At 52.8% G+C, this 13,661-nt stretch carries 7 protein-coding genes; 6 read left to right on the forward strand and 1 reads right to left on the reverse strand.

Annotation, left to right across the window (positions count from 1 at the left end; translation table 11 throughout):
- Window positions 1–24 precede the first annotated feature (24 nt).
- The 6 genes from hoxU to GEI7105_RS0104565 all read left to right on the forward strand — a co-directional run bounded on the left by hoxU (window position 25) and on the right by GEI7105_RS0104565 (window position 5,760).
- Entirely contained in the window at window positions 25–741 is a 717-nt protein-coding gene (gene hoxU / locus GEI7105_RS0104535; RefSeq protein WP_017659305.1) for a bidirectional hydrogenase complex protein HoxU, read from the forward strand.
- On the forward strand, window positions 729–1,277 hold the full coding sequence (locus GEI7105_RS0104540) for an NADH-quinone oxidoreductase subunit B family protein (protein WP_026097429.1): 549 nt from the start codon (window positions 729–731) through the stop codon (window positions 1,275–1,277). Before hoxU ends, GEI7105_RS0104540 begins: the two co-directional genes overlap by 13 nt.
- Before the next feature lie 139 nt (window positions 1,278–1,416).
- Complete coding sequence (locus GEI7105_RS0104545; RefSeq protein WP_017659307.1) at window positions 1,417–2,847, forward strand: Ni/Fe hydrogenase subunit alpha; 1,431 nt, start codon at window positions 1,417–1,419, stop codon at window positions 2,845–2,847.
- Between the two features lie 294 nt (window positions 2,848–3,141).
- Window positions 3,142–3,420: a (2Fe-2S) ferredoxin domain-containing protein gene (locus tag GEI7105_RS0104550; RefSeq protein ID WP_017659308.1), complete on the forward strand. Its 279-nt coding sequence runs from the start codon at window positions 3,142–3,144 to the stop codon at window positions 3,418–3,420.
- Between the two features lie 131 nt (window positions 3,421–3,551).
- A complete protein-coding gene (locus GEI7105_RS0104555) occupies window positions 3,552–4,070 on the forward strand; it encodes a PAS domain S-box protein (protein ID WP_017659309.1) in 519 nt (172 codons plus the stop codon).
- A 490-nt stretch (window positions 4,071–4,560) separates the two neighbouring features.
- On the forward strand, window positions 4,561–5,760 hold the full coding sequence (locus GEI7105_RS0104565) for a SpoIIE family protein phosphatase (protein ID WP_017659311.1): 1,200 nt from the start codon (window positions 4,561–4,563) through the stop codon (window positions 5,758–5,760).
- Between the two features lie 109 nt (window positions 5,761–5,869).
- Here GEI7105_RS0104565 and GEI7105_RS0104570 read toward each other — a convergent pair whose 3' ends face one another.
- Window positions 5,870–13,210 (reverse strand): laminin G domain-containing protein, encoded by a 7,341-nt coding sequence (locus GEI7105_RS0104570; protein WP_017659312.1) that lies wholly within the window; start codon window positions 13,208–13,210, stop codon window positions 5,870–5,872.
- Window positions 13,211–13,661: the final 451 nt, after the last annotated feature.

Below are 13,661 nucleotides of genomic sequence, written 5' to 3' on the forward strand. Positions count from 1 at the left end.
CAGGATAGTTAAGGACGATCTGCTATGTCAGTTGTCACCCTCAAAATTAACGATATCGATGTCGCAGTAGAAGCGGGAACCACCCTTCTCGACGCGGCCAAAGAAGCGGGAGTTCGCATCCCGACCCTCTGTCACCTCGACGGCGTGTCCGACGTGGGCGCCTGTCGCCTCTGTTTGGTGCAAATCGAAGGCATTCCCAAACTGCTTCCGGCCTGCGTGACTGAAGCCACCGAAGGCATGAACGTGACCACGGAAACCCCGGAATTACAAGAGTATCGCCGCATGGTGGTCGAAATGCTCTTCGCCGAAGGAAACCACGTCTGCGCGGTCTGCGTGGCTAACGAACACTGCGAACTGCAAGACGTGGCGATCGAAGTGGGGATGGACCACACCCGCTTTACCTACCGTTTCCCCGAACGGGAGGTGGATATTTCTCACCCCCAATTCGGCATCGACCACAACCGCTGCATTCTTTGCACCCGCTGCGTCCGCGTTTGCGACGAAATCGAAGGCGCCCACGTTTGGGACGTATCCGGCCGGGGGCCGGCGGCGAAAGTCATTACCGGACTAAACCAACCCTGGGGCGACGTCGATGCCTGCACAGCCTGCGGAAAATGCGTCGATGCCTGCCCGACGGGATCGATTTTCCGTAAAGGTACCACCGTCGCCGAGATCGATCGCGATCGCGGCAAATTGGACTTTTTGGTAACTGCCCGAGAGGAGAAAAAATGGACAAGGTAAAACTCGCGACCGTCTGGCTGGCTGGCTGCTCTGGCTGTCATATGTCGTTTCTCGATTTGGACGAATGGCTGTTTGAAGTGGCAAAGTTCGCCGATATCGTCTACAGCCCGGTCGGTTCCGATCTAAAAGACTATCCTGAAGATGTAGATGTTTGCCTCGTGGAAGGGGCAGTGGCCAACGAAGAAAACCTGGAACTGATTTATACCGTTCGCGAACGCACGAAACTTCTGATTTCCTTCGGAGATTGCGCGGTGACAGCCAACGTTCCGGCGATGCGAAATATGCTCGGCAGTACCGAACCGGTTCTCAAACGCTGTTACCTGGAACTCGGAGACGAAACATCGCAGCTTCCCCACGAACCGGGGATCGTCCCCGAACTGCTCGATCGCGTCCGTCCAGTACACGAACTGGTCTCGGTCGATCTGTTTATCCCTGGATGTCCGCCATCTGCACCTCGCATCCAAGCGGCGATCGAACCCCTCCTCAAAGGCGAAAAACCCGTTATGGAAGGGCGGGAAATGTTGAAGTTCGGCTAAATGCCAGAGGGGGAGAGGGGGAGAGGGGGAGAGGGGGAGCAAGGGAGAAACTTTTACCTGTCTTCCCCGTTCCCTGTTCCCCGTTCCCTGTTCCCCGTTCCCCGATCTACCGTGAATCCGTAATCGTGAGTCCGTAATCATGGCTAAGACAGTTGTTATCGATCCCGTTACCCGTATTGAGGGTCACGCGAAAATCTCAATTTTTCTCAACGACGCCGGAGATGTAGACGACGCCCGCTTTCACGTCGTCGAGTTTCGGGGATTTGAAAAATTCTGTGAAGGTCGTCCAATGTTCGAGATGGCGGGGATTACCGCCCGTATTTGTGGCATTTGCCCCGTCAGTCATCTGTTAGCGTCGGCGAAAACCGGCGACAAAATCCTCGCCGTGCAGGTGCCGCCAGCCGGGGAAAAACTACGCCGTCTGATGAACTTGGCACAGATTACCCAATCCCACGCCCTGAGTTTCTTTCACCTGAGTAGTCCCGACTTCCTTCTCGGTTGGGATAGCGATCCCGCCAAGCGCAACGTTTTCGGGTTGATGGCGGCCGATCCCGAGTTGGCGAGGGCTGGAATTCGGCTGCGTCAGTTCGGACAAACCATCATCGAACTGTTGGGGGCGAAGAAAATTCACGCAGCCTGGGCGGTTCCGGGCGGGGTGCGATCGCCCCTGTCTGAAGAAGGCCGTCAGTGGATTGTCGATCGCCTCCCAGAATCCCGACAAACCATCGAAACCGCCCTCGGACTGTTCAAACAACTCATCGACGACACTCTCAAAAGCGAAATCGACATTTTCGGGAAGTTCGACTCGCTGTTTATGAGTTTGGTCGCTCCCGATGGGACTTGGGAACACTACGGCGGACATATCCGCTTCGTGGACAGCCAGGGAAACATCGTCGCCGACGGACTGCGGGAAGAAGACTATCAAGACTTTCTCGGCGAAGCCGTCGAACGGTGGTCTTACTTGAAATTCCCCTATTACAAACCGATGGGATATCCCGATGGGATGTATCGCGTGGGGCCGTTGGCGCGGTTGAACGTCTGCGATCGCATGGGAACGCCAGACGCCGATCGCGAACTGCAAGAATTCCGCGATCGCGCCGGGGGACGTTGCGCCACCTCTTCCTTCATGTACCACTACGCGCGACTGATCGAAATTCTGGCGGCGATCGAACGCATCGAACAGTACATGGAAGACCCCGATTTACTGTCTCCACGCTGTCGTTCCAAAGCGGACATTAACGCCCTCGAAGGCGTCGGCGTCAGCGAAGCCCCTCGCGGCACCCTCTTCCACCATTACAACGTGGACGAAAACGGCTCGATTAAAAAAGTCAACCTCATCATCGCCACCGGACAAAACAACCTGGCGATGAACGAAACCGTCAAGCAAATCGCCCAACATTACATCCACACCAACGAAATTCCTGAAGGGATGTTGAACCGCGTCGAAGCCGGAATCCGCAACTTCGACCCCTGTTTGAGTTGTTCGACGCACGCCGTCGGACAAATGCCCCTTCACGTGCAGTTACTCTCGAGCGATCGCCAAGTTCTCGACGAAGTATATCGAGAATAATCAGGAGATGAGGGGATGATAAGGAGAGGAGGTGAAATCTCCCCCTCTAACTAGGGGAACGGGGAACAAGGAACAGGGAACGGCAAAGACCGATCGAAGTTTCTCCCCCTCTCCCTCTCTCCCCCTCTCCCTCTCTCCCCCTCTCCCTCTCTCCCCCTCTCCCCCTCTCCCTCCTCTCCCCCTCTCCCTCCTCTCCCCCTCTCCCTCTCTCCCCCTCTCCCTCTCTCCCCCTCTCCCCCTCTCCCTCTCTCCCTTACTTCCCTCCCAGTACGTCGTTCGTTTCTCGACAAACTGATGTCTAAAGAAAACCTCTACCTCTGTATGGGGTCAGCCTGTCACCAACTCGGTGTTTACGAAGTTCTGCCGAAACTTCAATCGCTAATCAGCGAGTACGATCTCGAGGAAAAAGTAGAACTCAAAGGATCGTTCTGTCTCGAAACTTGTAGTTACGGCATCGTGATGAAATTCAAAGACCAGCATTTCATCAATATCAATCCGCAAAACATCGAAGATAAATTTCTGCAAGAGATTTTACCTGCAATTCAAAGTGAAAAAGTCACGCGAGAAGCCTAGAATCTCAAAAAAATCACGGCTTAGCTATGCGTTTGTTGAGTTTATAATCATTGAATTCTAGCGATCGCATAGCTTTATCCCATTGACCCTTCACGCCAACACTCATTGAATTCTCAAACCCTATTTTCAAAATGTTAGAACAAAGCCAAAATAACCTTTGGCGACTTCTGTGGGAATACGATCCTAACGGACTGATCGCCGTCGATCCCGAGATGACGATTAAAATTGTCAATCCGGCATTCTGTAAGATGTTCGGTATCGAACAAGCTGACGTTATCGGACGATCGGCGATCGATATTTTAGGAAATGTCGATCGCTTTCAAAAAGTCTGGAAAACCCAGAATGTCGTTCGGGGATTAGAACGAGAATATCCCAAACAAAAACTTTACGTCAAAGAAGTTATCTTCTCGATTCCTGAAGAAGAAATTATTGCGTGTATTTTGGTCGATATGTCTCACGAATACGAGCAAAAAAAAGAGTTACAGCGTCTTAAGAGCGATACTGTTTTAAAAGTTAAGGAAGTGGTAGACAATCAAATGAAAGTCGCTCAAGAAATTGCAGGGCTGCTCGGTGAGACAACTGCCGAAACGAAAGTCAGTTTGTTGAAAATTATTGAAGCAGTTGAAAAAGAAGTCATTGGCGGCGGTTAAGTGCAATTTTTGAACTTGTCTAGACTCATGTAAATTGAGTTAAAACGACGAAACCTAATACCCCATTGATTGGAGAAATTAACGTAAATTGAGTACGATTATTGCAACTCTAATTCGCGCCATTCTCTAACATAATTCCATAAAAATGTCAACTCCGAGCCATCGCAATAAACAATAAAAAAACTGTTGATTTTGTAGGTTGGGTGGAGTTTACGAAACCCAACAACCCATCGCTAGAATCACTCAACATTTGTTATTCTTGAAATTTTATGACGACGAATGCATTTTCCATTTCAAGCATTATCTTGGTCTTCCATCGCTCGTTCCAAAATTTCAGTTAGTTTGTTGGGTTTCGCTTTCGCTCCACCCAACCTACAATCGAGCTTTCGATCGCTCACCCAAAAATCTCAGTTTGTAGGTTGAATTTCGCAAGACTCAACTCAACCTACAACTCAAATTCTCGAACCCTATGAATTGAAACACGCGCAAAATGGTTACAGTGACGCCTCCCAAAACGGAATCCCAAAAAGCTGACAATTTCTTCGACATTTGCAATCTCAGTCTAAATAAAAAAGGCGAAGAACTTTGCGGTGACAAGGTTAAATTTATTAAAACCGAGCGTAAAAGTACCATCGTCCTGTCGGACGGGTTGGGAAGCGGTGTGAAAGCCAATATTTTGGCAACTTTAACCAGTGAAATTCTGATTACCATGTTGAACGCCGACGTTCCCCTCGAACAGGTGATGGAAACGGTCATCGGAACGCTACCGATTTGTCAGGTTCGTAAAATTGCTTATGCGACGTTTACGATTATTCAAATCGACCATTTCTTGAATAAATTTAAAATTATAAATTTCGACAATCCGCCTGTTTTTTATTTTAAAAAAGGGCGAATTATTAAACTTGAAGAACGAATCGATCGAATTTTAGATCGAAAAGTCAAATGTGCCACAGGAACCCTAGAACGCGGCGATTTTCTCGGTGCGATTAGCGACGGCGTTCTGTACGCCGGACTCGGCGACACCATGAATTTCGGTTGGGGATGGGACAACATCGCCAAATACATGGAAAACCTGTTCGTCCATCAAGTCCCGACAGCGCGAAGTATTCTGCAAAGTGTTCTCGACGAAACGCGATCGCTCTACCGGGGACAGATTGGAGACGATGCGTCTTTAGTGGGGGTTTACGTCCGTCGGCGCAACCCGTTAATGATCTTCACCGGCCCGCCGCTAGACGTGACACAAGACGAAGTGTACGCCGAACGGTTGCTGAGTTTTCCGGGTCGAAAAGCCATCTGCGGCGGTACTACGGGAAACATCGTCGCCAACTATATGGGGGAAACTGTAGAAATGGATATTTCCACCATGCGAAAAGAGTTACCGCCAATTGGAAAACTCAGCGAAATCGACTTGGTAACAGAAGGAATTCTAACGATTTCCAAAGCCACAGAAATTCTGCGAAAATGTCACTGCGATATCGATCGCCTTCCGTTCGATCGCAACGGCGCGATTTTATTGGCACGAGAAATCCTCGAAGCAGATTCGATTTTCTTCCTCATCGGCCAGCAAATCAACGAATTCTATCAAAACCCCTTACTTCCTAAAAATATTTCGATTCGGCGAAACTTAGTCGAAGAACTGGTGCAACTGCTACGCGACCATCAAAAAGAAGTCGATCTCGAATATTGCTAACCCAAAATCCCTAACCTCCGTGTCCTCTGTGCCTCTGTGGTGAAAAAGGAAAACCCCCGGTCGGGGCGTTGCATACAGCCTTCCAACCGGGGTTTCTCTTCACAAGAGGTTAAACCTCCTCGCGAACATCAAAATAGAGCGCCGCGTACTTGACAATTTCCGCCACGTGGGGCTTCAGTTCCGGTAGATAGGTATCGATCGCCTGCCGCACCGCGTTAGAAAACTGCGCGAAATCCTCAGTTTTGTCTTTCACAAACGGCTCCAAGCGCTCGATAAGCTGGTAATTACTATCGACATGAGCCGCTTTCATGGCTTTCTCCAACGGCGGTGCTGTATCGTCCACAAACTCCGGCAACAGGCGACTGACGAACGTAACCCGGTGGAACACCCGCCAGCAGGGGGGTTTCTTCTCCGTTTGACGCGCCTGGCGCATCGCCGCCGCGTTGGGATGACTGCTTTGTTCGAGCCAAATCGGATCGACCACCTTACCGAACAAATCCTCGAAGTTGTTCGAGGAACCTTCCAAATAGAAGGTCATAAAGCGGTAAGCATCCACCTTACCGGAGACGTTAATTGGATTTCCATCGTCGTCGTACACCCGCGTTAGCGTAGCGTCGTACTGCTGCAAATCTCCCGGCGTGTCCACAGACACCTCGATACTAAAAGACTGCTCCGACTCTTTGGTCTTCGTCTTCGTCAGATTCAGGCTTCCTCCCACCGAGGCGTCCATTTCCATGTTGACCCCGGCGCTGAACACCTCGACATCAATGCCGACGTTCATTCCCACGCTGCCGCTGAAGCTGTAGGAACCGCTCGTGCTTTCCTGCTTCACGTCCGTCAGTTCCGTACTTTCAGAAAAGAAACCGCCGTCCGCCGTCCAAACATAAGTATTGACGAGGTTGCGCTTAGCAAACTTATCGGGAACCGTGCGATCGCCCGTTAAAGCCCCGATTAAACTGCCAAACGTCGCACCCGCTGCTGCACCGATGGGGCCGCCACTTTGAGCCATCAAACCCGCGCCAGCCTTCGCACCTTCGACCCCCAGCGGCGAAGCGTCGAAGTTCTCGTAATAACTGGCCAGTTCTTGCTCTTCCCGTTGGATGCGCCGCTTGATGGCGTAGGCTTCCTTGGGTTTGAAGTAGCTGTATTCGCCGTAACCCGTGGCGTTGGCATAATCCGGGTCGCAAACCTTGCCCGTTTCCGTGTAACCCACCGCCCCGTCGAGGGTTCCTTGTTTGGTGTAACGGGGATTGAGCGGAAAAGGAATAATATTCCAATCCTTGGGAATATCGGGATTCGGCTGGAAGCGGAACGACACCAGAGCGTTATTGTGCTTCAAACGCAGCGCAAACACATCGGCGGTTTCCGACTGCACCAGCGCAAATCCCATATTCACCGGGACGAAACGGCGACCCAATGCCGGGTTGAGCAGATGTTTGGGATCTTCCCAGTTCCCACCGAGGGCGACCGTGGTGTTTTTGCTGGTATTGCGACCCGAACCCACCGTACTGTCAGAAGACCAACTGTTACTCGACTCGAAGTTGGCGTTGATTCCGGCGCTGATGTCGATGTCGGTGAGTTCCTTGGCAACCCCGAAGCCCAACGGTGCCGCAATCAGCAGGTCGTTGGAACCGAAGCCAGCGGTGGCGGACATCCCGAAGGCGGTGTTAAAACTGCCTTCTTGGGAGGCGGAGAAGGAATAGCTGACGTTGTCGGCTTCGATGACTTCCAAGGTGCTGACGTTGTTGTAGTCCCCGATCGCAGGATCGACCGGCCCGGCGGTGATGTTTTCACTGGGAACCGGGGGCGCACCTTCGACATAGCCGATAATTTGCGGCGCGAACTGCACTTGACCAATCCATTCTGTAACTAAATTGCCCACCTTGAAGCCGGTAATCAGATGCCACTGGCCGTTTTCGATGTAGCCGTAGCAGCGTTTGAGAACTCCAGTCATGTTCCCGGCGTCGTCAGTTTGGGTGTCGCCGTATTCAGCGATGGCGGGACGACTGTGCAGGAAGCCGTTAAACTGGGTTTCGATTCCGGCGAGAGCCGATCGCACCTGGGCAGTGTCGTCGCCGATGGGGGCAGTGGAGAGGACTGAGGTGGGTTGATTTTGACCTTGGGCGATCGCCAGATGGTTGCTAAAGAGGGAGTAGTCTAAAACGCGATACTCTTCGTCGCTGTCGAAGGTGTAGTTGGCGATGAGATCTTCTTTTTCGCCTTTGAGACGGGTGAAGAGGTTATCTTGTAACTGCTCTTGGGTGCGGGCGACTTTCCAAATGCGGACTTCTTCGAGGATACCGTCGAAGCCGTTTTTCACGCCGTTTTCTCGGTACGCGCCGATCGTAAATTGGCGATCGCCCCAAGACATGGGATCGACGGGTTCGGTTTCGACAACGCTACCGTTGCGATAGAGGCGGAAAGTGGACCCGTTGGGGTCGGGATTTTTCACCCAGGTAATGCCCCCGGTGCGTTGACCGTGGCTTTGTCCCTTGCTGTCGTAGGCAACGTTCCCTTCGTTTTCTTCGAGTTGCCACCAGGAAACGAGTCCGGTTTCACTGCCTTTGAGACGGCTTCCGAGTTCAGTTTTGTTGAGGGCTTTGTTCCAAATCCGTACTTGGCTGAGAATACCTTTGAACGGCATGGTGTTGCCCCCGGAGACAGCGCGACCGAGTTCGAGGGCTTCGTTGTTGTTGCCGGTGTTGGCTTCGGCGTATTTGAAACTTCCCGCTTCGGCGTTGTCGATGTAGAAGCTAATCTCGTCCCACTGGTTGACTTCCACGGATTCGACGATTTCGACCCGTTCGCCGTGGATGACTTGGGTGCTTTTCTTCTCTTCTTTGTCGGTGCCTTGTTTGCGAGTAACGGCGATTGTGTGGAAGTTTCCGGCGGTGAGGGAAGCCGTGGAAGTAAAACTGCGACTTTGTCCTTGACGGGTTTCAAAGGCAAAGACGAGATGGCCGCTGGTGTTGATGTAGAGAGCGTAAGGAACGCTGCGATCGCTGCCGTTGCCGAGATGTCCTTTGGCCAGCAAGCCCCGAGGCTGGTTGAAGTTCTCAACTCGACAAAAGACCTCTAACGTCAAATCTCGAGCGATATCGAGGGCGGCATCGTTGCCACAGTCGAGATGGCTGTCGGTACCGTCGAATTTCAAAGCGTAAGATTGCTTGAAGACCGCAGCCAGATGATACCAGTCTTGGCTGGTGACGCCGTTTTTTTCCTTGACGAACCGATCGCCCACTCCCGCCACGATCGAATACGCCGCAGTAATGGCAGAGTCCGTCGGTTGCGGGTCGCCGCAAAGCCGACCGTCTAGGGCGTTGGCACCGTAGTCTTTGGCGATGCGATCGCTAAACTGCCAGTAGGCAAACAGACAATCCTCTTTTCCGTGGAGGCGACGCTTCATGTTGGCGCGGATTTCTTCGGGCGATCGCGCCGTCGTCCACAGCCGTACTTCGTCGAGGCTGCCGCAAAAATCCCCGTCGCTCGACCAGTTACTATGACCGATGTAGTTGCGGCTGCGGCGCGTGTCGTCGTCTGGCAATCCCCCCTGACACCGTTCGACTTCCTGCCCGTCTTTGTACACGCAGGTCGTACCGTCGGGGGCGATGGTGATGGCGACGTGAATCCACCGTCCAGCCTCAAAATAGTTTTCAATAGAAAGGCGGTGGGTGGTGTATCGCGTGTAAATATGCAGTCCTAAATTTCGGGTCGTTCCCTCGTTGGCGAGAATGATGTTGTCCCGTCCCGAACCGTTGCCCAGGTCGAAGATACGCGACCAGCTTTGAAATCGGTCGTATTTCACCCAAGCTTCCAAGGTCAAGCCTTCCCGCGTCGGAAGCCGGAAGGAGGGTACATCGATGTAATCGCCGTTACCGTCGAATGCCAGTGCCGACTGCACGTTTTTGGCGGTAATTCCCAACAAATACTGAGAGCGATCGCCTCGGTGGTGGATAATGCGTCCGGGCTGCTTCCAGGTTTTCGGCTGAACCCAGGCTTCTAAGGTCAAGTTTCCCGTGGCGTCGAGTTTGTCGAGTTCTTGGTGGGACAGTTCCAACAGGGTATCGGTACCGTCGAATTCCAAGGCGCTACCGGGAGAGTCGGCCACCCACTGACAAGTCGGCGTTGCCCCGGTGCTGCTGGCGCTGCCGTTTTGAACTTTACCCGTAGCGCTTCCGGCTCCCGTCACGACTTGCAGGGAACCCCGTTTGAGGCTGTAACCGGGTTGGTTGGCGCGGGCGTTGCTGCTGTAGTCGTACCGCAGCCAGTACAGGGGCGCTCCCAGGTTGGCGACGGGGGCGATGTCGCTGAGTTCGAGGGTCGTTTCGCCTACGGCGACGGCTTTGGCCGTGTGGACGGGGGCGTTTTGCAACAGCAACGTCGCCCCTGCTGGAATCGGCTGTTTCATGGGTTCGCGCAGCGTCAGAGTTTGACCGCCCAGGGTTCCTTCGGACAGTTTGCCCAAGAAGACGGGCTGTTGGGCTAAGCCGTTCAAGACGGCGGCAAACTGGCGGGTTTCGCGGGGGACGCGCTCCCAGGTTTCGGTCAATCCCCCCTTCGCCCCCCTTACCAAGGGGAATTGGGGGGATGCGATCGTGACGGTGCAGGTGTCGGAGTCTCCGTCAGTGTCGCTAATTTCGATGGCGATCGCATCCATTTCGGGTTCGGCGGAACGGGCAATTAACGTTAAGTTCCCGGTTTCGGCTGCCAGTAAATATTTCGCCTTGGCGCTGCGGGTGTCGTAGTAGGCGGCGAAGAAGCGATCGTTTTTACCCCGGAAGTACAAGGCTAGTTTTCCGGTGGCACTGTCGAACAGTTGTGGGGCGTCTTTGGCGGCGGCGAATTCCAGCAAACCGCCGGAAACCGTCAAGCCGAAGCGATCGACGTGCAACAAGGGTAGCGGCAGGGGCGTCGCTTCTCCCAACAGGCTGCTTTTGAGTTGGCGCAGTTGGGTTTCGCTGTGGCTGAGTTCGGTTTGTTTGCTGTTGAGTAAATCCCGCAGGCGATCGCGCTCGGCCCGTTTGGCGTCTAAGGTTGCAGCCCCGGCTCGAATCTCGTTGAGTTCCCGTTTCTTGCTGTCGAGTTGCCGCCCGGTGTTGCGTTTGTTTTCCCGCAGGGAATCGCTTTCGAGGACTTTGATACTGGAAATTTCGTCGTTCGTCCAGTTCGTCGCACCGGGAATCGTCCACTTACGCCCGCCGTAATGGGCGTGCTGGTAGACCTCGATTTTCATGTCTTCGGAGCTGTCCCATTTGATGGAACTGATGCGATCGTTCCACCAGTCTCCCACCCAGGAATTGGTTTCGCCCACTTTCATCTTGAAGGACGCGCCGCCGTAGCCGCTGTGTTCGTAGAAGGTGGCGTACAGGGGGCGGTTGTAATGGGCGAGGGTACTTTCGAGGGTGGCGATTTCCTGTTCTAGCGTCGCGATTTTCGCGGCACTGTTTTCCAAGATGGCGATTTCTTCGTCCAAGGCGGCCAGGTTTTCCGTCAGGCTGCGGATTTCCTGGCGTAACTGAGTGATTTTGCGTTCTAACCCCCGAATGGTTTCGATTTTTTGGTTGAGGGAACCGCCGTCTTTGTCGGGGGTCAGCGGCGGTAAACTCAGGTTGTCTGGCGCGAGGGCGAGTTTGCCTTCGCGAGACAGGGCGAAATCGAGAACGGCCACGTGACCGAGGCTTTCGTCGTCGCGGTTCTCGGTGGTTTTTGTCGTCAGTGCCAGCATGACGCGGGCGTTTTTCTTGACGGGTTTTTCGGTGCGATCGTATCCCGAGGTGGCGGTTTCTTGTTGGTAGTACAGCAGAGCCGACATTCCGGAAACGATCGCGCGATCGCTCAGTTTGATGCTCGATCGCCGCATTCCCACGCGATCGCCGATGGGGGCTTCGGAACTGACCCAGTTTACTGCACCGCCAACGATACCGTGGTGGGCGTTATCGGTTTGGTCGTAAAGGCGATCGCCCCCGCCTTCGTCGCACCGCCAATACGCCGCCAATCCGGGTTCGTTCCCCACCAATCGCTGTTGTGCGTCGGCTGTGATTTCGCTGGCACTACGCGATCGCATCCACACTCGCACTTCGTCGAGTTGTCCTTGGAAATACTTCTCTTGCCCTTGTGCCCCCAGGACGAAGCGATCGGCGTTGCTGCCCATCGTACCGGATTGGGTTTGGCTGTGGAGTTCGACGCCGTTTTTATAGACCCGCTGCGTCGTACCGTCGTAGGCGATCGCCAGGTGATACCAGATTCCGGCTGTCACCTCGAACTCTTCGACAGCCACTGTTTCACCGGGTTTCCAGTCATAGTTCAATACGCCATCTTTGACGGTTGCTGAAACCAAATCTCCTTTGCTGTAGAGTCGGTTTTCGCCTTCGGTGCGATCGCAGCGGAACCACAGTTCTACGGTATAGCCGCCGTCGCCGGGATCGAGGACGTTGCCGAAATCCGCCACAGTACTGCTACCGTCGAAGGACAACGCCGATTCGGAATACCCCGATTGACTGATGGCGGGAACCAAATCTAACCCAGTAAACGGACAAGTTCCTGGCTGACGTTCCAACACTGCCGTTTGATATTCGGGATCGGGGCTGGTGTAGAGAATGGTTCCCCGCGTGTTAAACAGTCCGTCGCTAGCCCGTTCGACGTTAAAGGAATCGAGCAAATCGGTTTTGCTGTTGTGGGCGAAAAACTGCCAGCGTTGAATGCCGGAGACTTGCGTGGGAAGTAATAATACAGAAAACCGCCCCCCTTGCAGGTGACGGATGAAATCGAGTTCTTGGGTTGGCTCGAAGAAGGGATTTTTTTCCATATCCCGCGCCCCCAAGCTGTCTTTACTACCGTCGGGGCGGTATTTGCTGCGGCTGCGCTTGTAGCGGACTTCCATTTTCGGCCGCAGTTGGGAACCGGAGAGGACGAAGCGATCGACTAATAGGGTTTCGTTGACGAGGGGGACGGGATTTCCTTCGGCGTCAGTGACGGGAGTGCCATCGGCGTAGCGTTTGAAGACCATATCGGGATGGTCGCGATCGATGGCTTGGCGGAAAATATAAATGTATTTTTCGTCTGAGAGGGCTTGAAACGGCGCGTCGGCGGTAAACCGTCCCGTACTCGAGAGAAACGGATCGATTTCTTCGGGTCGTAATATACCGGGAAGGACTTCTTCACCGCTTCCTTTTTTGACGGTGGGAATCACAGCGCGATCGGCGACGCCGTAACCCACTTGCAGGAGTTCGTTACCGAATTGCAGTTCGGTGGGATTTCCCGGCCAGTAATTTTTGTCAACCCAGCCGAGCTTTTCTTGGTTGTTGTTAAAATCTAAAACCGCGTAGAAGATGCGGCGGTTTTCATCCAAGGCAAAGGCGATTGCAGTTCCGTTGTGCCGTACCATCGTGGTATGGCGATAACGGCTTTGGGAAGAGGTATAGACTTTGAGGAAGTTTTCAATGACACCCATAGCAATTTACAAATCCTGAAATAGAAAACAATTGAAGTAGAGAATAGAAAAATCGACAACAATTTTATTTTAAAAAACTTGAAAATATGTCTTGATTTCAGTGTAGGATAAACCCTTCGCGATTGGTAAGAAAAGAGCGATCCTAAAACAGGATATTTTTCATCAATTCACTTTTCAATTTTTTTAAAAATTGTTGTCTTGTATGGATCGTCTGAGTTTGAGGCGATCGGCTGATTTTAGATTCGGTCAAAACCCTGGCTTCATGAGATTTTCTGCCGTTCGCCTCTACTCAGATCTTGTCTTTAGAGCGCCAATTCAAGCTTGAATTGAAATGCTACAAATTACACTGGAATCTCAGAAGACCTTTGACATCAAGAACAGCTTGCAATTATACCTACCAAGACTTAGTAAAAGACTAATCAAAAACAAGTCGCAACATCGAATTAAATTG

This window comes from Baaleninema simplex PCC 7105 (genome assembly GCF_000332355.1).
GTDB classification, from domain to species: domain Bacteria; phylum Cyanobacteriota; class Cyanobacteriia; order Cyanobacteriales; family Geitlerinemataceae; genus Baaleninema; species Baaleninema simplex.